Source organism: Enterococcus timonensis, assembly GCF_900104595.1.
GTDB lineage: Bacteria > Bacillota > Bacilli > Lactobacillales > Enterococcaceae > Enterococcus_J > Enterococcus_J timonensis.
This window is the reverse complement of the sequence record NZ_FNVY01000004.1, coordinates 970293-989820: the sequence shown is the minus strand read 5'-3', so window position 1 is coordinate 989820 and position 19528 is coordinate 970293. Positions and strand designations below refer to the sequence as shown.

At 37.4% G+C, this 19528-nt stretch carries 18 protein-coding genes and 1 other annotated feature (1 of these 19 running past the window's edge); of the genes, 13 read left to right on the top strand and 5 right to left on the bottom strand.

The genetic code is table 11. The annotated features are described in order from the left end of the window. Positions 1-96 precede the first annotated feature (96 nt). Positions 97-573, top strand: a complete 477-nt coding sequence (locus BQ5341_RS09460; RefSeq protein ID WP_071131740.1) for a sigma-70 family RNA polymerase sigma factor — start codon at positions 97-99, stop codon at positions 571-573. 191 nt (positions 574-764) lie between these two features. Here the strand turns inward: BQ5341_RS09460 and BQ5341_RS09455 are convergent, their stop codons facing one another. After that, the gene (locus BQ5341_RS09455) at positions 765-1610 is read right to left on the bottom strand and encodes a nucleotidyl transferase AbiEii/AbiGii toxin family protein (RefSeq protein WP_071131739.1); all 846 of its coding nucleotides are present in this window, start codon (positions 1608-1610) and stop codon (positions 765-767) included. Further along, complete coding sequence (locus BQ5341_RS09450; protein ID WP_071131738.1) at positions 1603-2187, bottom strand: type IV toxin-antitoxin system AbiEi family antitoxin domain-containing protein; 585 nt, start codon at positions 2185-2187, stop codon at positions 1603-1605. Before BQ5341_RS09450 ends, BQ5341_RS09455 begins: the two co-directional genes overlap by 8 nt. A 222-nt stretch (positions 2188-2409) precedes the next feature. Here BQ5341_RS09450 and BQ5341_RS09445 point away from each other — a divergent pair, with 222 nt between their 5' ends. From BQ5341_RS09445 to BQ5341_RS09420, 6 genes are all read left to right on the top strand, one after another. Continuing rightward, the gene (locus BQ5341_RS09445; RefSeq protein WP_071131737.1) at positions 2410-3123 is read left to right on the top strand and encodes a hypothetical protein; all 714 of its coding nucleotides are present in this window, start codon (positions 2410-2412) and stop codon (positions 3121-3123) included. Positions 3124-3484: 361 nt separating this feature from the next. Continuing rightward, complete coding sequence (locus BQ5341_RS09440) at positions 3485-4099, top strand: HAD-IA family hydrolase (protein ID WP_083378665.1); 615 nt, start codon at positions 3485-3487, stop codon at positions 4097-4099. Between the two features lie 4 nt (positions 4100-4103). Beyond that, positions 4104-4490 (top strand): DUF1149 family protein, encoded by a 387-nt coding sequence (locus BQ5341_RS09435; protein WP_071131736.1) that lies wholly within the window; start codon positions 4104-4106, stop codon positions 4488-4490. Between the two features lie 110 nt (positions 4491-4600). After that, positions 4601-4786, top strand: a complete 186-nt coding sequence (locus BQ5341_RS09430) for a hypothetical protein (protein WP_071131735.1) — start codon at positions 4601-4603, stop codon at positions 4784-4786. A gap of 219 nt (positions 4787-5005) precedes the next feature. Then, a complete protein-coding gene (locus BQ5341_RS09425; RefSeq protein ID WP_071131734.1) occupies positions 5006-6397 on the top strand; it encodes an L-cystine transporter in 1392 nt (463 codons plus the stop codon). 151 nt (positions 6398-6548) lie between these two features. After that, positions 6549-7199, top strand: coding sequence for a DUF805 domain-containing protein (locus BQ5341_RS09420; RefSeq protein WP_071131733.1), 651 nt, complete (start codon positions 6549-6551; stop codon positions 7197-7199). A gap of 24 nt (positions 7200-7223) precedes the next feature. Here BQ5341_RS09420 and BQ5341_RS09415 read toward each other — a convergent pair whose 3' ends face one another. Continuing rightward, positions 7224-7751 carry an HdeD family acid-resistance protein gene (locus tag BQ5341_RS09415; protein ID WP_071131732.1) on the bottom strand — a complete coding sequence of 176 codons (528 nt, stop codon included), beginning with the start codon at positions 7749-7751 and terminating at the stop codon, positions 7224-7226. A gap of 187 nt (positions 7752-7938) precedes the next feature. Here BQ5341_RS09415 and BQ5341_RS09410 point away from each other — a divergent pair, with 187 nt between their 5' ends. Further along, positions 7939-8148, top strand: a complete 210-nt coding sequence (locus BQ5341_RS09410) for a hypothetical protein (RefSeq protein ID WP_071131731.1) — start codon at positions 7939-7941, stop codon at positions 8146-8148. A 96-nt stretch (positions 8149-8244) separates the two neighbouring features. Here the strand turns inward: BQ5341_RS09410 and BQ5341_RS09405 are convergent, their stop codons facing one another. Continuing rightward, entirely contained in the window at positions 8245-8847 is a 603-nt protein-coding gene (locus BQ5341_RS09405; protein ID WP_071131730.1) for a nitroreductase family protein, read from the bottom strand. A gap of 203 nt (positions 8848-9050) precedes the next feature. On the opposite strand from BQ5341_RS09405, the gene BQ5341_RS09400 reads away from it, so the two are divergent. The 4 genes from BQ5341_RS09400 (at position 9051) to BQ5341_RS09385 (ending at position 17234) form a co-directional block, all read left to right on the top strand. Further along, the gene (locus BQ5341_RS09400) at positions 9051-12689 is read left to right on the top strand and encodes a PD-(D/E)XK nuclease family protein (RefSeq protein ID WP_071131729.1); all 3639 of its coding nucleotides are present in this window, start codon (positions 9051-9053) and stop codon (positions 12687-12689) included. Then, entirely contained in the window at positions 12686-16408 is a 3723-nt protein-coding gene (gene addA / locus BQ5341_RS09395; RefSeq protein ID WP_071131728.1) for a helicase-exonuclease AddAB subunit AddA, read from the top strand. Before BQ5341_RS09400 ends, addA begins: the two co-directional genes overlap by 4 nt. Positions 16409-16615: 207 nt before the next feature. Continuing rightward, positions 16616-16891 (top strand): type II toxin-antitoxin system RelB/DinJ family antitoxin, encoded by a 276-nt coding sequence (locus BQ5341_RS09390; protein ID WP_071131727.1) that lies wholly within the window; start codon positions 16616-16618, stop codon positions 16889-16891. Beyond that, positions 16878-17234, top strand: a complete 357-nt coding sequence (locus tag BQ5341_RS09385; protein ID WP_071131726.1) for a hypothetical protein — start codon at positions 16878-16880, stop codon at positions 17232-17234. Before BQ5341_RS09390 ends, BQ5341_RS09385 begins: the two co-directional genes overlap by 14 nt. 112 nt (positions 17235-17346) lie before the next feature. Here BQ5341_RS09385 and BQ5341_RS09380 read toward each other — a convergent pair whose 3' ends face one another. Further along, complete coding sequence (locus BQ5341_RS09380) at positions 17347-18633, bottom strand: ISL3 family transposase (protein WP_071131322.1); 1287 nt, start codon at positions 18631-18633, stop codon at positions 17347-17349. A gap of 261 nt (positions 18634-18894) precedes the next feature. Between BQ5341_RS09380 and BQ5341_RS09375 the strand changes: the two genes are divergently transcribed. Beyond that, positions 18895-19227, top strand: a complete 333-nt coding sequence (locus BQ5341_RS09375) for a winged helix-turn-helix transcriptional regulator (protein ID WP_071131725.1) — start codon at positions 18895-18897, stop codon at positions 19225-19227. A gap of 185 nt (positions 19228-19412) precedes the next feature. Then, positions 19413-19528: a binding site (T-box leader), on the top strand (it continues 76 nt past the right edge of the window).

Below are 19528 nucleotides of genomic sequence, written 5' to 3'. Positions count from 1 at the left end.
CATTTATTATTATATTTGGCAATTGGTCTAATCTGTAAAAATTTCTTATGCTGAATAGGTGGAAGGCCTTCCTCAAATAAATTTGAGGTGATTCACATGACAGAAAATTTTATGGATTATTTAGAAGCACACCCGCGCTTGGTGCCGGGAATTTTAAAACATTGCGGATTGCGTGTTTATCAGGACAAGTATCAAGATTATCAACAAGACGTATTGTTGGTTTTGTGGGAGATGTGGGGCGAAAGTGAGACGTTGGCTGATTTTGAAAAAGTGGCTTTTACGTCGGCCCGCTGCCGGGTGTTAGACATTGTGCGTAAAGAAATTCGAATCAGCACTCGGACGGATTATTATGGGGAGACGATGGAAGTGGTGGTGGCAGATTTTTCTGCGCGATCAGAGATGGAGGTAAATTTATTTTTAGCGAGTTTACCAAAATTTGAAAAGCTCATCTGCCAACATCTTTTAGCCGGACAAACCATCGCCGAAATTGCCCGTGCGCTTGGTTGTTCTCGGGGCAAGATTTATCGTGGATTAGGCGCCATCGAAATGGCCACGAAAAGATTTTTTAAATAGGGATGATGATTTGTCGGTGAGTAGGTAGATCGCATAATCAATAATTAAGAAAACTTTGCAACATTAATAGGATGATTTTACATTAAAAAAGCCGCAGAATAATATCGCGGCTTTTTTAAAATTTATTAATGCAACAGACTATTAATTAACGAATTAAATCAAACCCTAAAGTTAATTCCCAATAGAAGTTTTTATTTCGGGAAGATGGCGCGTAAAGCAGATTTTATTTCTGTAAAAACACTACGGAATGAAATATTTGCAGCATAAAAATGATTTTTTTGAAAATCTTGCCAAAGTTGTTGTTGATGTTTAGATTGTTCAAGTTGGGAGATGATACCTGGAAAGCTTTCAATTTTCAAATCTATATTTCTTTGCTTGTTAGCTACAGCAATTGCTTTTCTTACTAGTGAATAATCCATATTCGATTGAAATTTGTGTAAAAAATAAATATCATAAAGATCTTTTGCCCTCGAATTTTGGTCATCGTAGGATCCATAAGCTAAAGTAGTAAAAATTTTGTCTGCTAAAATCTGTTCTTGAGGATAAGCAGGAAAACGGACAGTTTTATCTGAAAAAAGTAAAGGAATTGTTGTTTTTGGAGTCGGCAGGAGCGTTTCACCAGTTGTAAAATCTAAATCAAGTGGAATTTTAACCGTTCCAATTTCAAAATCTAACTTCAAGTTATACCCTGGGTAAATGAAATCATGTCTATTTTCCTTTATTTTTTTGACTGTAAAATATGAATTGCCATCAGCATCTGGGGCATTGATAAATTCAGTAAACCTGTTGATAAAATGATTATTTAGAGATAAATTTTGAACAGTAGCATCCAAATCCATGGTTGATCTGTTTTCTAATCCATAAACTGTCGAAAGTAAAAATCCACCCTTGAGAATGAAATGATCTTTAAACGGAGACTGTTCAATTTTTATTAAAAGTTGTTCCAAACCAAATAAAGAATAAAGTTGTTGAGGTGCAATTTGGTATTCTTTAGATTTTTTCCGGATGAGATTTTTCATTTTGTCGGGATTAATCATATTTTTTGATCCTTTCTAAAATGTATTTCCTATTTAAGATAGTTGCGTATTTAAGAAGTTTTGCTAAATCTTTATCGTCTCGGTCTAAATATTCTTTGATCGATTCTTCTACTGAAAAATTTTGAACTTGGTTAGAAGATAGAATGTCGACGATTGTTCTTTCCAAATCGTATACGGTAATAATATTGCCGTTTGGTGTGGTCATTTCAGTTTGGCCAATTTGTAAGAATTCTGGCTTGACATTTTTATACTCAATTAAATTTTTTTTGAAGGTGGAGGAGCTGTATCCGGCTGGGAACGTCATATAATATTTGAAGGGCGCAAAGGTTGACAGGCGGTGGAGAAACATCGCTGTCTCATGTGAAAAGATGCCTTTTGAATAAATTTGCTGAATCGCAAAAAAATCATCTTCAATGGAATTTGGCAGGACATAAATACCACGAAATGGCCGCTCCAAATCGCCTCTTAAGAAAGCTTTTCGTAAAGTGGAAGAATCGATATTATATTCTGCGGCTTTTTTGGTTGAAAGTGTTCCGTTATATTTGATGAAAATATTTTTTGTTTCAGTATCTAACATAAAAATCACCTCAACTTATTATAGCATGAAAACATAATGAAACGTGAATTGAACCGATTAAATTTTGTTCATGTAGTGTGAATCAAGTGGAGGAAATTTATTAATTGCGGATCATTTTTTTTTGCAAAAAAGTTTTTTGGAACACTTGGCGATGGCTGTTTCGTATCAATAAGTGGAGATGTTGCAGCGCAAGCTGAACAGACAAAAAACTTGGAGGCTATTATGATGAAGAAAAAATTGGCGACACTGACGAATGCAAAGATGATTAAAAAAATGAATGCAAATACAAATACAAAGTCAAGGAAAAGTACCACCGCAACCACCAACACCACCGAAACAACGAAATTATCTTCCCGCCAATTTATGCAACTGAAAAATAAAACAATCGAAAAAAGAATTGTTCAATTTTATCAAGAGGATCCGTCAGACTTGCGCTTTTTAAAAGAAGTCGCTCTCTTAAAAATACGCCAAAATCTGGCGACACCGAATGGATTTTATTTTCCGCTAGAAAATCGGGTGCGGGCGCTGCTGCGGCGTCTTTTGAAAAAACAGATTTTAAGTACAATCGTCCGAGTGTTGTGGCAGCAGCTGAAAAAATATTTTTCCAAAGCGGAAATATTTTTACTAGAGAAAAAATTCGTCAATCTGAAACATTTTTGGCAACGGGCGAAAAGAGGCGTGCAGTGGGTGGGGCGCCAGTTGTTAAATGCAGGTGAAAGAAAAGAGAGTGTGCCGACAGAAATGAGCCATATAAGTATTTTCGACAGATTGCAGCGAGCTAAATTCCATGAGATTTCTGAGTTAACCAATCCGCCCAGTAGCCAGCAGCGAATAAATCACCTCGCTAGAATATTTACCAACCCCAGGCCACCTGATCCGAATTTACACACTCCGAAAATTCAAAACAGACCTAAAACATTTCGGAATATTTTTTGAATCCTGCTTACCAAAAAATTTTCAGCTAGTGCTTGAAAAATCCAAAATTTGGCTTTTTGACTTGAACTCACGCGTACATTATTATGTACTTGAAGGATCTGAGTTTATGAAAACAATTCCCCTATCTAATTTTCGCAAAAAATGTTTAACATTTTAAAAGGATTGCCAAATCAAATGCCACAGTTGAACTAGTGGCCAAGAAAAATGAACACCTAAAGAAAAACAATTGTATTCTATGTGGATAAATGGTCAGCGCTAGGTTATCTATGCTATCGATCCGACCCGTTACGAAAAGTTCAAATAGTTTCTTGGAATTTCAATAAGTCATTTCCAAAAATTTCAGCATGAAGGAGGTTTGCGCGTGTTACACAAAAATTTTATCTGGGATTTTGATGGGACGCTTTTTGATACGTATGGCCAGATGGAAAGAGCTTTGGCGGAAACTTTTTCTTATTATCATCTTGCAGCGCCAGTCATGTTGCGCCAGGCGATGTTAAATAGTTCCGTCAGAGCGGTGATTGCTGAAAATGTGCCGGTTCCATTGCAAAAAAAATTTGACGAATATTATCATAAGTTAGAAGCTAGCTATCAAAAAAATCCGCAACCATTTTCTCATGCCCAAGAAGTGCTAACGAGTTTGGTACAAAAGGGTGGGCAGCATTTTTTGATTACGCATCGGGATATTAGTGCGCTAAAAATTTTGCAAGCGAATGACTTTTTGCGCTTTTTTAATGGTATAATAACTGCAGATGATCAATTTAAGCGCAAGCCGGATCCGGAAAGTCTACTTTATTTGGTGGAGAAAAACCATTTGGATAAAAAAGAGACCGTGATGATTGGCGATCGTCTCTTGGATATGACTTTTGCTGCAAATGCGGGGATTTCTAGTCTGTTTTTTAATCCAGAGGGGATAGAAAACGTGTCTGGCGCTAAAGAAATTAGAGTCTTATCTGAAATTTTGCACATGGAAAGGTGAATTTATGGAAATAAAACGTAATCCCGAATTAGTTGAGCATTATCATTTTGATTTTCGTTTGCCTGAAGACAAAACTGAAACAGAAATGAAAGTTGGCTTTGCCCCTTTAAAAGGGAAAGAGGACTTTCCAGAAGCCGATTCATTACTAGGTTGTCGCTTGAATTTTAAATTGGCTTTTGAACGCTTCGTTATTAGCGGCGCCATTAGTCAAATTAACCACTTGGTCGATCGCAAAGTGGAAAAACAAGAAGACTTAACCCAAGAAGAAATTAATGAGCTCGCTTTACCACTTTTCAAAATCGTTGAGCGCCTGACTTTAGAAGTCACTGAAATTGCCACGGATCGTCCCGGCATTCGCTTGAACTTTTTTGAAGGCAAATCAGAACAATAATTGAAATAAAAAACGGCGGACATCTGATTTTTTAAAGATGTACCGTCGTTTTTTTCAAAATATTATTTTGGCATTGCAATTTACCCCAGAAAAATTGGAGGAAGAATTAGATGACTGAAAAAGAGCAAGTCCAACAAATTATTAATAAATACAATAAAAGTGTAGCTAATTTATCAGAAAACGCCACTGCCAAAGAATTTAAATTTGTGATGAAATATATTGCTGATGAGGCCAATCGTAAACAACGAGAAATTATTGGCTTAGATAAAAAAAGGAACAGTGAAACTTCTGATTGACGCAGAAGTTTTGCGGCTCTTTTTTTTAATCATTTTTCGAAAGGGTTTTCGAGAATTTTTATAGAAATTCGCCGATTTTTCAAGGGATTTGGCTAGCGCAATCTTTCAATCTTTGGTAAACTAAACGAGTTACTGATTAACTTCAGGATGGCTTTAGTCAGCCATCAGAGACCTTTACTCTCTTGCAGCTAAAAATTTTTGAGTAATGGAGGAATGGAAATGGAACTTGCATTGATTTTGTTAGTTCTCGCGATTTTTGTAGCTGGACTTTACGGTCTGTATTACATGCAAAAAAAGCACGCGTCATTTTCTAAACGAGTATTTATTGGATTAGGCGCAGGGATTGTTTTTGGGGTCATTTTACAATTGACGCTAGGAACGGAAAGTAATGTCACCACCACGGCGGTTTCGTGGATGGATGTTGTTGGATCAGGGTACGTAGCCTTTTTACAAATGCTCGTTATGCCGCTGGTCTTTGTCTCAATTGTTTCAGCCTTTACCCGGTTGAAAGTCACGGAGAAATTAGGAAAAATTTCTTCAACGGTCTTAATGTCATTACTCGGGACAACGGCGATTGCCGCTCTAATCGGATACGGATCGGTTTTACTTTTTGGTTTAAACGGGGCAGCATTTACAGAAGGCTCTGCTGAAACTGCGCGGATTGCGGAACTAGTAACTCGCCAAGAAACAGTAGAAAATTTATCAATTCCTGAACAAATTTTAAACTTTATTCCCCGTAACGTGTTCGCCGATTTTGCTGGCACACGGGCAACTTCAACGATTGGTGTAGTAATTTTCGCCGCTTTTGTTGGTGTGGCTTATCTTGGAATTAAACGCAAAGCACCTAAAGAAGGACAATTTTTTGCCGATCTGATGGATTCTTTGTATAAATTAGTAATGCGCATTACCACTTTAGTCTTGCGCTTAACGCCATTTGGTGTGTTTGCCTTAATGACGAAAGTTTTGGCAACGTCAAATTTTGCAGCCATTGTCAATCTCGGAAAATTTGTTTTATCTTCGTACACGGCTTTAATCGTCGTGATGTTAGTTCATTTTCTATTATTGGGCTTGGTTAAAGTTTCACCGATTACTTATTTGAAAAAAACTTGGACAGTGTTGAGCTTCGCCTTTACTTCCCGGTCTTCAGCCGGTGCGTTGCCTTTAAATATTCAAACGCAAACAGAAGCATTAGGTGTCGATGATGCTACAGCTAATTTTTCCGCAAGTTTTGGTTTGTCCATTGGGCAAAATGGCTGTGCTGGTGTTTATCCAGCCATGTTAGCAACGATTGTGGCGCCAACAGTTGGTGTTGATATTTTCTCATTACAATTTGTCTTGATGTTAGTTGCTATCGTCACGATTTCTAGTTTCGGTGTGGCTGGTGTCGGCGGAGGCGCAACGTTCGCTTCTTTAATCGTTTTAAGTTCAATGAATTTGCCAATCGCCATTGTCGGTTTAGTCATTTCTGTGGAACCTTTGATCGATATGGCGCGGACAGCTGTCAATGTTTCTGGCTCAATGGTCGCCGGTGTATTAACTAGCGCTCGGGTGAAAGATCTGAATCGCGAAGTCTTAAACGATCCGAAAGCCGTTATTGCTGAAAACGAATAAAATAAATTTAAAATAAAAATGAAAAAGCGAGCTGCGTGCTCGCTTTTTTTTGTGGGGAAAATCGTAGTAAAAATGGCCTTCAAGCTTGCTAAATATTAGTATTTAGCCTAATATTAAATAAAAGTATTTCTATAGAAAGAAGGGAATTAAAATGGCACAAATTCAAGAACGGCCAGGTAAAGTAACTTTTAAAACAGCTTTCCTTGATTTTTTTAAAGGATATGTTGATTTTAAAGGTCGAAGCACGCGAGCAGGGTATTGGTGGATGCAACTGATTGTTGGAATCATTAGTATCTTTTTAATTGTTTGGGCAGTTGCTCCGCTGATTAGTTTTGTTTTGACGGCAATTTCTAGTAGCAATGCAAGCAGTGTCGTCGATGAGTTAAGTGAGCGTGAATTTCTCCAATCGTTATGGGGTTCAATGGGTCCTTTGATCGTTTTAGTTATTTTTTCTTTAGCTATTTTTGTGCCAAACCTTGCTTTACAAGTGCGCCGCGTGCGGGACGTGGGGATTCGCGGTCGCGCCCAAGTGTTGCTGATTATTATAAATATTCTTTTTGGTTCATTTACAACTGTTAATATTGCGACAACTGTTCAAAACGGATATCAAACAGGAGCTTCCTATAGTCCGATTCAAATGATTTTCACCTTGGGACTATTTATTGTGACGCTTTTGCCAACAGGAACTTTTACTACCGAGAAAACAAGTGGTGTAGCTAATTTCTTTTTCAAACAAAAATCTAGTTTTATTGATCCGCCAGAAGATGTGGAGGAAATAAAAAACAGTGAAGACTTCTCTTAATTGAGAGTCTCCACTGTTTTTTATTTAGAAATATTTTCGTAAGCCAAAGTAGCTGACTAAATCAATCAGGCCGGTAATAATAAGAATCAGGCCGGTGATTTGGAATAGAAATAAGGTGGTAGCAAATGGATTAAATAAAATGACTAACCCTAATATCGCTAAAAGGGCGCCGTATAAAATAATGGAACGACCGGTGTTAATAACTTCTTTGCGCAAATTCAAGCCGTCAAAGATTTTACCAATACCATGAGCGAAAATAAATAATCCGAAGATCACATTCATCAGGCCAATTAAAGTTGGTAAAAAGATAATGACAAGAACACCTGTCAACATAAGTAAAACTTGTAAGACGACTGAACTTCGGTTAGGCATTTTGGTGCGGATTTCACTGATCAGTCCTAAAAGGCCCATTACAATGAAGTAACCTCCCAACAAATAAATCATTATTTTGAAAAAACTGTCGGGATTGATTAATAAAAAAATGCCTAAAACAATATAAACGAAAGCTTGTAGTAATTGATATTTGCGTAGGGCTGCAATAAATGAACGCATGATTATTCCTCCTTTATCATTTCTCGACCTAATTGTAACGAATTTTGGTAAAAAATGCCAAAAATAAGTTTAAAAAATAGAGTGTTTTTTAATTCATAATTAAATAACAACAGTGTTTTTAAAAAACGTTTCATTTTCTAGAAAGGTATGTTATTCTAAACTCAACTTAAATAGAGAGGAAGATTTTATGGATCAAGAGAAAATTGAAATAGGGAAAAGTTATTTGTGTGAAGCAGTTGGTATAAAGGGCGCTGTCATTGGGGATGTCATTAGTAAATTTGAAAGAAGCAGTATTATTTATGTTCGTCATCATGCGCAATGTGACAAAATTGCCGTCGTTGAGAAAGCTTCTAAAGTTGTTGTACGTTATTGTGATTTTATTTCTGAATATGAATAATAACGTTGTGAAATGAAAAACAAATCAAAACAAGTGTTTTTTTAATCAAAAAAATTCGTCGGACCTGGGAGGCCCAACGAATTTTTTTTTTGCATTTTAGCCGAATACTTTAAAACGATCGGCATCGTCCATATATTCTTTTTCAGGAGCTTCCGCTTGAACAGAACCGAAAACAAGTTGGGAACGTAATTTCCAATTAGCTGGTGTGTTCCATTCTTTAGCAACTGCTTCGTCAATTACTGGATTGTAATGTTGAAGGTTGGCGCCAAGACCGGCGATGGATAAGGAAACCCAAACATTTTCAGTAGTTAAACCAGATGCTTGTTCACTCCAAACAGGGAAGTTGTCAGCATAAAGTGTGAATTGTTCTTGTAAATTTTTCACGACATCGTGATCTTCGAAAAATAAGACTGTTCCGAAGCCGGCTTTAAAGCTGTCTAATTTTTTCAAAGTATTAGGATAAGCTTCCGCTGGTGTTAATGGTTTCAAAGCTTCAGCAGTGATGTCCCATAATTTTTCATGATCTTGACCGAACAAAATAACGACCCGTTGTGTTTGAGAGTTGAAAGCTGTTGGCGATTCTTTTACAACACCTTCAATTAAATCCACGATATCTTCTTTGGATAAAGTAACGTCTTTACCTAATGAGTAAATGGAGCGACGTAATTTAAGATTTTCTAAAAATTGTTGAGTTGACATATTAAATTCCACCTTTGCGATTTGATTTTACTTTGTAAGTTTAACAGCTAACTAAAAGTAAGTAAAGTGATATGCTCGATAAATTTTTTTGCGGGAAAATATGTTAAAATGAAATCACAAAAGGGACTCTGAAAGTAAACAAAAAAATGACTTGAAAATAAATGTAACTAATGAAGAAAAAATATAGAAATTAGGTGAATACCGTGAGTTTAACGATTGCCCAAGGTTCAATTTTAGCATTGCATCAAGATCAACTAGTCAAACGCGGACTGGCAGATTTAGAGAGTGGACAAATCAAGTCGCTCTTTTTTGTGGCGCCTAACCATATTAAGTTTCAAGAAGAAGTTTCTTTGTTGAAAAAAATCAAAGACTTCAATCAGCAAAACGCCTTTTTAAATATTCAAGTCTTTAGTTTCTCGCGTTTAGCTTGGTTTTATTTGAAAAACTCGGCTTTTTTTGGGAATCAGGCGATTTCTGAAGTGGGGATGCCCTTACTAATTAAAAAAGTCTTGCTAGAAAATCAAGAAGAATTGGTGCTCTTAAAAAGCCAAGTCAACGCGCCAGGTTTCATTGACCAGCTGCAAAGTTTATTTACTGAGTTGCAACAAGGGGCGTTAACGGCCGGCGACTTATTAGAAATGAGTCAACTACCAAGTTTAAAACGAGTAGAAGCTGAAAAACTGACGGAATTATTTTTTTTATACGAGCAATATGTCAAAGAGTTGCCAAATTTTAAACTTAGAGAAACTAGTTTGCTGCAAGCTTTATCTGAATTTATAGCGACAGAAGATGTTAGTCAGACAGGTTTTACTTTTTTAGGATTTCAACAATTTAATCCTGAAGAACGTCGCGTGATTAATTCTTTAATGGCTGGAAACGCCACGGTAGTTTTAGATCAAGTCTACGATCCACAAGCGCCGGATTTTTTAAACTGGTTAGTTTCTGACGTGGCGCAATTTCAAGAAGTAGCTCGAGAATTAAATATTTCCCAGTGGGTGCAAGAAGTGGCCGAACCGGAAAATTCAGCGGCCCAAGAAGTGGCGACCTTTTGGCGGGATTCTTTTCAAAAAATGCCAGAACCACAAAAAATACCAGCAGTAGATGATTTTTTACATTTAATCGAAGGACAAAGCGCCTATGAAGAAGTGTTGTGGGTGGCCAAAGAAATCAAACGCTTAGTGCGAAGTGGCGTGCGCTATAAAGATATCGGTCTTTATTTGCGGGATTTTTCTTTGTATCAAGAATTAATTGAAAATATTTTTGCTCAAAACGAAATTCCTATGATGTTTAGTCAAAGTTTAACGATGAAACAACATCCTTTAGTGGAATTTTTGGAAAGTTTATTTTTAGTGCATGAAGGTAATTTTCGCTACCAAGATGTGGCGCGACTTTTAAAAAGTGAGCTGCTTTATTGGGACGATGACTATGGAGAAATCCATGGTGATGAAATTATCGGTGGGGAAGACTCGGTAAAATTTAATCAGCTAAATGGAATGCCGCTAAGTCACGAAGAAGAACTTAGCTATTGGCAAGAAAATCAGCAGGATTTTCAACGTAAAGTGGATTTATTTGAAAATATTTTATTGCAAAATGACTTTCGTGGCGCCGACTTTACGAAAGGACCTTGGCATTTACTGACAGTCCCGCAAATCGATTCTGGCGAGTTGAAAAAGGATCCTCGTTATTTAAAAGAAAAAGAATTAGAGGATTTTTCCAATACTTTTAAAGACCAATTCGTCCATTGCGTCCATCATTTTTATCAGACGTTAGAAAAAGCTCAGACAGGCCTAGAAGCTGCCGGCATTTTTTATCAATTTTTAGAAGAATCTGGTGTCAAAGAGCAATTCAGCTGGTTTCAAAAAGAGGCGATTAGTAATGGCAATCTCGCTCTAGCTAAAAATCATGAACAAACGTGGGCAGCGCTGTGCCAACTTTTAGATGAATATGTCGTTATTTTTGGCGATGAACCTTTTGTCTACGAGGATTTTCGGCAACTTTTGGCTACTGGATTAAGTGAATTGTCCTATGACCAAATTCCCCAAACCTTGGACCAAGTGCAAATTCAACAAGTGGAAAATGCTTTGCCGAAAAATAAGGCGTATGTCTTTGGCTTAGGTTTGGATCAAGAAGCTATGCCGAAAAAAATCGCCAATAATACTTTATTAACCGATGAAGAGCGGCAAAAAATCGCCACCGTCCAAGATTTTCATTCTTTGAGTTTTGATACGGAAAAAGAAAATCAAAGAGAAAATTTGTATATGTTGCATTTGTTAAGTGCAGGAACTGCGGGAGTTTATTTAAGCTATGCTCGCCAAAAAGAAAAAGGACTGATGGCGCCATCGAGTTTTATAACGCGTTTGAAGCAACATTTTCAACTAAATTGGCAAGAAGCAATGTCTTTGAAAAAAGTGGAAGATGATGCGCAAACGATTGGTCGGCTGTCGACGTATCGCCAACTTCTGACTGATTATGCCAGCGTCTTTGCAGTAAACAGACAAAAAGAAACCGTGCTGCATCCCTTTTGGCAAAGTGTGCCAAGTTTATTGAGGAAAAGTAGTGAGGCGCCTCTGTATCAAAAGCTAGAACAAGCTTGGCCACAAAAAAATATTCCGAAAAATATGACGCCTGAAACAGCGACTGATTTATATGGTGAAAATATTCAAGCATCAGTTTCTAAAATGGAGAATTTTTATGATTGCCAGTACAAATATTATTTAACTTACGGTTTGAAATTAAAAGAGCGGGAACTTTTTGGCTTGAATCCGCAAATTACTGGTGAATTTTTCCATGAAGTACTAGATGAATTATTTAAAATTATTATGCATAACGGACAACTTTTGGCTAATCTGACTGACGAAAAGCTGAAAGTATTTTTAACAGAGACGTTGGATTTGGTTTTATCGGAGCGCCATTATCAAGTGTTTGCCCGCAGTCAGCGGATGATTTATTTAAAAGATAATCTCATTTCCACCTTGAAAAATATGGTGAAAGCCATTCATTGGCAAATGGGGCAGATGACGAGTCAAACGGTGGCCACAGAGTGGTTTTTCGATGGTCAGAGTCATCATTCGCAAAATCTCACCGGTCCAAATTTTCTTTTGAGTAATGGCCAGCATTTATATTTGCGGGGGATTATTGACCGGGTGGATATTACGGCCTTAGATCAAAGCTCGTATATCACGGTTGTGGATTACAAGTCTTCCAAGCATAATTTCAGTTTCGCCGATGCCTATTACGGACTGGCGATGCAGATGCTGACGTATTTAGATGTGGTATTGATGCCGGAAAATAAAGAAAAATTAAGTGGGAAATTAGCGTCTCTAGATTCGGATAATTTTAAAGCGGGGGGCGCTTTTTATCTCCATGTGAGAAATCCAGAATTAAAGCCGGAAAAAGCCACGGAAAAAGATTGGTATAAGGAATTTAAATATCAAGGACTTTTAGTTAAGGACGATGATTTTTTAAATGAAATTGAACCCGATGCCCAAGGTCACAGCATTATTTTGCCGTTGCAAAAATTAAAAAGTGGCGAGTTGAAAACAAGTGAGAGTCAAAGTGTGAGTGAAAGTGAGCTGGACTTATTAAGGGCGCGGAATCGGGAAAATCTCGTGACTGCCGGAAATGATTTAGTCAGCGGGAAAATTGAACTCAATCCAAGTTATCACGATAAAAAACGGCGCGCTTGTAATTATTGTCCCTTCCGCAGTATTTGTCGCTTTGACGTCTTAACGCCGGAAAATAATTATCGCAAGATTGAGCCTTTAAGTAAGGGCGATGTATTAGGTAAAATTGCTCCAAAAAATGAAGAAAATGCAACAGAAAACGGGGAGGTGCGGCCATGAATATTCCATTAAAACCAGCCGATGCGCAATATACTGACAGTCAGTGGCAGGCGATTTATCAAACAGAATCTAATATTTTGGTTTCCGCTTCCGCCGGATCTGGAAAAACTACCGTACTGGTGAAACGAGTGATTGAAAAAATCCGCGCCGGCATTGGAGTGGATGAATTATTAATTGTTACCTTTACCGAAAGTGCCGCTAAAGAAATGAAAGCGCGGATTGAAGTCGCCTTAAAGGAAAGTTTGCAAAATGAAACTGGGGAGCGCCGAAGTTATTTTTTGCGCCAGATAGCCAAATTACCGGCAGCTAACATTTCCACCTTGCATGCTTTTTGTTTAAATGTCATTCAGCGTTATTATTATTTGATTGGCTTAGATCCTAAATTCCGTCTTTTAACAGATGATACGGAAAATATTTTATTAAAAGAAGAAGTTTGGGGAAATTTGCGGGAAGAATTTTACCAAGAAGAAGCTTTCGTTTCTTTGTCGCAAAATTTTAATAGCGATCGCAATGATGATACTTTGCAAGAAATAATTTTTAAACTGGCTAATTTTGCTTTGAGTTTGCCGGATCCTGTTCAGTGGTTGCATGATTTGCCTAACGCCTATGAAGAAGAAAAGGTTCGTCAAAATTGGCAGGACCTTTTGGCGGCGGATGCTAAAAGTGAGCTGGGGAACATTATTAACGAGTACGATGCTTTAATTCATCAAGCCGAGGAACCACCGCTTTCTAAAAATCTTCCTAAACTTCAAATGGAGCGGGATTTTGCTAACATTTGGGTAGAAAGTCTGTACGTTAAATCTTTAGAAGAGCAGTGGAAAATGCTTAATGAATTTAGCTTTGATCGTTGGAGTGCGTTGACAAAAAAAGAGCATCAAGATGATGAAGTAATTAAAGAAGCAGGGAATGCCATCAAAGATCAGCGAAATCTGATGAAAAAAAGACTGCAAAATCTAGTGAGCCAACTTTTTCCAGAATCGCCAGAAAAATTAACGCAAATGCTGCCAAAAGCCCAAGCACTAGTCGCTACTATGAGTGAAAAAACGCGAGCCTTTATTGAAGCGTATGGACAAAAGAAACGCCAATATAATGCGCTAGATTTTAATGATTTGGAACATTTAGCATTGCAAATTTTACAAACAAAAGATCCCGTGGAAAATCAGTTAACGGCGCAAATTTTTTATCAGGAAAAATTCCAAGAAGTGATGGTGGATGAGTATCAAGATATCAATCAGCTGCAAGAAGCGATTTTGAGTTCGGTGGCTGAAGTCGATAATTTATTTATGGTGGGTGATGTGAAACAGTCGATTTACGGTTTCCGTTTGGCGGATCCGGCGCTTTTTATTGAAAAATATTTAGCCTTCCAAAAAAACGATCCTGCAGTGGGCCAGCGGATTTTACTCCAAGAAAATTTCCGTTCGCGTCCAGAAGTGTTGCAGTTTACCAATTTAATTTTCAGTCAGTTAATGGACGAAAAAGTAGGGCAGTTGGATTATGACGATGACGCTGCTTTGTGGCAAGGGAATCTGCAGTTTCAAAAAGAGGCCAGTTTTGATCCGGAGATTCTTTTGTTTCAAAAAGAGAAAGATGAAGAGAATCGTCAAGAGGACGCTGAAGAGCTTTTTGATAATGACGATAACGCCGATGCTGCATTAGAAGAAGCGGATCCTTTTGAAGACAAAACAGATGGCGAGTTGACAGTAGTAGCGCAAAAAATTCAAGAACTTTTAGCCAAGCCATTTCAAATTTTTGATAAAAAAATGAAAAAAATGCGCCCGGTGGAATATCGCGATATTGTTTTACTAGTACCGACGAAAAAAAATAATTTGACCATTTTACAAACCTTTAAAGACTACGGTATGCCGGTGATTATGCAAGATGCCGATAATTATTTTCAAGCCATCGAGGTAAAAACCATGTTGGCGTTGCTAAAAATTATCGACAATCCTTATCAAGATATTCCGATCGTTGCTGTGATGCATTCGGCTATTTTTGGCTTTGACGAAGAGGAATTGGCTGAAATTCGTGGCAAAATTTCCGATGGTGATTTTTATTCGGCCGTTTTAAATTATCCAAAAGATAGCTCGCCATTAGCTGAAAAAATCACTGATTTTTGTCAGCAATTAGAAAATTTTCGGGCCGCTAAAAAAGGTTTATCGTTGCGGCAGTTAATTTTTTATTTATATGAAGAAACAGGATTTTTAGATTATGTCACCGGGCTAGCGGAAGGCTTGCAGCGCAAAGAAAACTTGCTCGCTTTGGCTCGTCGCGCCAGTCAATATGAAGAAATGAATTATCGCGGACTGTTTCAATTTATCCGTTTTATCGAAAAAATGCAGGAAAAAAATAAAGATTTGGCCGAACCTGCCGTGTTGGCTGATGAAAATGCGGTGCGGGTCATGACGATTCACGCCAGTAAAGGGCTGGAATTTCCGGTGGTCTTTATCTTAGATATGACCAAAAAATTCAATCTTCGAGACCTTACCGAAAAAACCATCTTAGATAAAAAATTAGGCGCGGGCCTCAGTTATCTTGATGAGGCACGGGTGCGCCACAATACTTGGGTGCGATTATTTATTCAACAAGTGAAAAGAGGGCAACTCCTCTCTGAAGAAATGCGCAAACTTTATGTTGCGCTAACCCGCGCGGAACAAAAAATATTTCTCGTGGGCTCATATAAAAGTGAAGAGGCGATGCTGAATTCTTGGCAACAAGCGAGCCTTGAAGCAAATGAAAAACTTTCGGCGCCGCTTCGTTTAAAAAACTCTTCTATGTTAGATTGGGTGGGCTACACGTTAATCCGCCATCCAGAAATGCAAGCTAAATTAACGGTTGAAAATCCATTCACCTTAAAAAAACTAGCCGACTACGGTCATTTTTCTTATACATTTTACGGGGCAGATGATTTGAAACCAGCGGTGGCTGTGGCACCTGAAACTTTACCAAATACCGAAGTCAGCCATATTACTCCAGAAGCGGTGAACATTTTGCAAGCGAAATACGACGATCTCGCCGCCACTCAAACGGCTAGTTATCAAAGCGTCTCTGAAATCAAACAAATTTTCGCCGATCCTGATGAAAAACAAATGGCGCCACTAGCTTTTCACCCAACCGAATCTAGTACAACCACACAAGGGCGCTATGTTGAAAATGAACTAGCGACACCTAATTTTATGGCTACAGAGAAAAAAATTACCGCAGCTTCTGTTGGTACAGCGGTCCATTTACTTTTGCAACTGGTGGATCTCACGGTAGCGCCTAACGTTGAAATTTTTAAACAATTGACCGACGACTTAGTAGAAAAAGGGATCCTGACGCCAGAAGTTGTAGTGAGAATTAATTTTTCGAAGTTAGTCGCTTTTTTCGCCACTGATTTTGGCCAAGATTTATTAAAACACGCGACGTCGTTAAAACGGGAGCAACCTTTTTCCATGTTGTTAGAAGCAGATACTTTATTTTCTGAAGTGAAAGAGAATAATGATCTCTTGATTCACGGAATTATCGACGGCTATTTTGCCATAGAAGAGGGATTGGTTTTATTCGATTTTAAAACCGATCAAATTGAAAAATTATCACCTATTAACCGCGCGCAAACTTTAAAAGAACGCTACAGCGGACAATTGAATCTTTACCAACAAGCCATCGAAGAAGCAACAGGAAAAAAAGTCGTCGCTAAAGTGGTTGTCGCTTTAGATACTAATGAAGCCTTCGCCTTGTAAAAAAATTTAATTAAGCTATAGAAAACAGAAAAAAGGACGACTAGCTACTATTCTAGTCGTCCTTTTACATATTCAAATTGATTTGAATAAAATCCGGATAACTAGAAAATACTCAAAATATAATGTAGTAAAGAAGTTCAAAAGGGTTAGATTTCTTGATTTAATACTCAAATAGTAGTATGATTTGAGTAAAAGGAGGCCGTTTAGATGAAAACAAAAGATAAAAAAAGAGTTCAGGTGCAGATTGACGAAGAACTGTTTAATGAAGCTGAATCAGTTTTCAATGCTCTAGGTCTCAATGCAACTTCTGCAATAACAGTTTTTTATAAACGAGTTGTTGCAAACGGCGGGATTCCTTTTGATCTTGAGTTAACAGAACATGAACAAGCAAAAGTGGCGTTAATGAATGCTACCAAAAATTCACCAAAACAAGTTTTGTCAACAAATGACGAACTGATGGAGTGGTTGGATGAAGACGAATGAGATTGTTTCTGTATTTGTTTCATTCGCTCAATCTAGTTCAGGAAAACGTCGCCCAATATTAGTAATTGAAGATGTTGATAATGAGGTCCAGTTTTTTTCAATTACTAGTAAATTTGAGCAGAAGTCTAACAGGATCAAAAAACAGTATTTTTATATTGAAGATTGGGAGAGCGTCGGCTTAAAGAAAAAATCTTGGATTGATATTGGAACAGTTTTGGTGTTAAAGAAAAATCTTGATGTTGAGTTTAAAAAAATAGGCTCTCTTTCTGATATAAGCATATTGAAGCTTGCTTCATTTGTTCAATCCTTCAATGAAAAAGAAAATAAACAACAAGAAGACTAACCCTGGAAATCATTTTCCAACTAGTCTTCTTTTTTGGCTCAATGTCAAATCGGACTGATAGGATTATTTAAAACAGTTAAGGCAGAATTTATTTTCTGCTTTGGCTGTTTTTTTATTTAATAGAAATAAGGTTGTTGGTTAAGAAGATTCGAGCGCGCATGTTGGAGAAATTTCGATACCCGTAAGCGACTCTTTTGAGGACTTTTATATGGGTGTGGATATTTTCTAGTTTTGCATTGGAATAGGATTTTTCTAAAGACAGGCGAATGCCTGCTTCGTGTTTACGGAAAGTACGTTTTAATATTTGGAGTTCGGCGGGAATTTCTTCAGGCATCTCATTTAAAAGACGATAAAATTCGCCGCCATCCTTATGATTGAAGGCGTAAATCAAATCTTGGTAGTAGTTGTAGCCCAGGGAAAGATCCTCAGAAATGGTTAAAAGTCGGTCCACGATTTCGGTTTGTGTTAAGTAGCTCCAACTAAAATTCGCTCTTTTTTTAAATGTTTGAAAATCTAATTTATCGTGACTCATTAAAAGAAGACGATTGAGCTTTTTTAATTGCCGGTATTGTTTGGCCTGTGAGGGATCGTTTTGATTGAGGCTTTTCATTACTCTGACCCGCAGGTTATCAAAGCAACGGTTCATGTGCTGGACAATATGAAATCGGTCAATGATAAGCTTAGCGTTAGGGAAACAAATTTTAACAACTTTTAGATACGGGGCATTCATATCCGACACCACGTAACGAACACTGTGCCGGGCCTGGCGATCGAAGCTCATAAAATAGTCCACAAGGTCATTCTTTCTGCGGCTAGGAAGAATATCAAACAGTTTGCCCGTATCACCATCCATACAAGAAAAAGCAAATTTTCCTTTGTCAGTGGTTAAAGAACGAAATTCATCAAATAGTAAACATTTGGGCAACCAATTCTTTTTAATGTTGATTTCCTGACCTAATAAGTCGATTGATTTTTGTAAAGTAGAACTAGAAACGAAACAATGTTTGGCAATATTTTTAGCCGTATTTTTTTCAGTGAGCTCCTCAAATGCCTTGTAAAATACTTGTTTAGCAATAAAGCAAAAGCGATCCACTAGGTACGTTTTGGCGGTAAAATAACTATGGCAGTTGCGGCAGAGATATCTTTGTTTCTTGAGATTGAGATAAGTCCTCTGGTTGCCCGCAGAATTTAAAAGGATTCGAGACTGTTTTCCGCCATTTTTAACAATCGTTTTTTCATCTGCCTGACCACACTCAGGACAGCGTGAAACTTGATTCGTTAAGGAAGCATAGACGACGAGATGCCCACCTTTTTTGTCCCTTTCTTCCTCAACACTATGAATTTCAATATTTGAGTCTTTTATTCTAAGCAATTTTTTGATATCATTGAATTCGAACATACAAATTTTCCTCCCCAGAATGTGATGATGGTGATTCTATTCTAACGGAAAATTTGTATGTTTTCTTGTTTTTTTATACAAATAGGGACCGACAGAATTTTTATTCTATCAGTCCAATAAATTATAGAGCCTCTTTTTTTAATTCATTTTCTATATTCAAGTGCAATTTTCAGCTTCGAACTAGATACTTATTAATAGTAAGCAAATCTCTTACAAAAAATAAGCTTTTATGCTATACTTTTAATTCGTGAGGTGAAAGATATGGAACAAAGCATGGAATATCAATTATGTCCTAAATTTCAAAAGACATTTACCATTCTTGGGAAAAAATGGAATGGTCTAATTGTGGATGTTTTATTAGAAGGCGGCCCGCAACGTTTTACGGAAATCGCTGAAAAAATTCCCGATGTGTCTGACCGAGTTTTAGCGGAACGTTTGAAAGAGCTGGAAACTGAAACTTTAGTAGAAAAAATAAGTTGTGGACCTGATACAAAACGTTGGGAATATCATTTGACCCAAAAAGGAATGGATTTGAAAAATTCAATTATGGATTTACGACGCTGGTCGGATAAATGGATTGAAAATTTAGCATAAGAAGTGAAAAAGACGTGGTGTTTAAGTTGTTTCGTGCTGTAGAAAAATAGGGAAATGGTGTATGACAGCTTGCTGGCAGAAGGTATTTTGTCTTTTTTCCTAAGCACTAACTTAAACAGCCCGAAAAAGAGGTGGGACTTTTGTCCCACCTCTTGATTATTTTCATTTTTTTTTGTACACTATACACAAAGACGTTGAGGGAAAAGAGTAATTGTTGGGCTTTTGTCAGGGAGTTTTGACCGTGATTGGAAGTCAAAATCAAAAACCAACAATGAAGTTCACTTCCGGAGTCACTTTACGG

Excerpts from the sequence above, each read along its gene's own strand:
- addA (WP_071131728.1), top strand. The coding sequence starts at position 12,686 with ATGAATATTCCATTAAAACCAGCCGATGCGCAATATACTGACAGTCAG.
- BQ5341_RS09460 (WP_071131740.1), top strand. The coding sequence starts at position 97 with ATGACAGAAAATTTTATGGATTATTTAGAAGCACACCCGCGCTTGGTG.
- BQ5341_RS09430 (WP_071131735.1), top strand. The coding sequence starts at position 4,601 with ATGACTGAAAAAGAGCAAGTCCAACAAATTATTAATAAATACAATAAA.
- BQ5341_RS09445 (WP_071131737.1), top strand. The coding sequence starts at position 2,410 with ATGATGAAGAAAAAATTGGCGACACTGACGAATGCAAAGATGATTAAA.
- BQ5341_RS09415 (WP_071131732.1), bottom strand. The coding sequence starts at position 7,751 with ATGCGTTCATTTATTGCAGCCCTACGCAAATATCAATTACTACAAGCT.
- BQ5341_RS09405 (WP_071131730.1), bottom strand. The coding sequence starts at position 8,847 with ATGTCAACTCAACAATTTTTAGAAAATCTTAAATTACGTCGCTCCATT.
- BQ5341_RS09390 (WP_071131727.1), top strand. The coding sequence starts at position 16,616 with ATGAAAACAAAAGATAAAAAAAGAGTTCAGGTGCAGATTGACGAAGAA.
- BQ5341_RS09435 (WP_071131736.1), top strand. The coding sequence starts at position 4,104 with ATGGAAATAAAACGTAATCCCGAATTAGTTGAGCATTATCATTTTGAT.
- BQ5341_RS09425 (WP_071131734.1), top strand. The coding sequence starts at position 5,006 with ATGGAACTTGCATTGATTTTGTTAGTTCTCGCGATTTTTGTAGCTGGA.
- BQ5341_RS09375 (WP_071131725.1), top strand. The coding sequence starts at position 18,895 with ATGGAACAAAGCATGGAATATCAATTATGTCCTAAATTTCAAAAGACA.
- BQ5341_RS09410 (WP_071131731.1), top strand. The coding sequence starts at position 7,939 with ATGGATCAAGAGAAAATTGAAATAGGGAAAAGTTATTTGTGTGAAGCA.
- BQ5341_RS09380 (WP_071131322.1), bottom strand. The coding sequence starts at position 18,633 with ATGTTCGAATTCAATGATATCAAAAAATTGCTTAGAATAAAAGACTCA.
- BQ5341_RS09455 (WP_071131739.1), bottom strand. The coding sequence starts at position 1,610 with ATGATTAATCCCGACAAAATGAAAAATCTCATCCGGAAAAAATCTAAA.
- BQ5341_RS09450 (WP_071131738.1), bottom strand. The coding sequence starts at position 2,187 with ATGTTAGATACTGAAACAAAAAATATTTTCATCAAATATAACGGAACA.
- BQ5341_RS09420 (WP_071131733.1), top strand. The coding sequence starts at position 6,549 with ATGGCACAAATTCAAGAACGGCCAGGTAAAGTAACTTTTAAAACAGCT.
- BQ5341_RS09385 (WP_071131726.1), top strand. The coding sequence starts at position 16,878 with ATGAAGACGAATGAGATTGTTTCTGTATTTGTTTCATTCGCTCAATCT.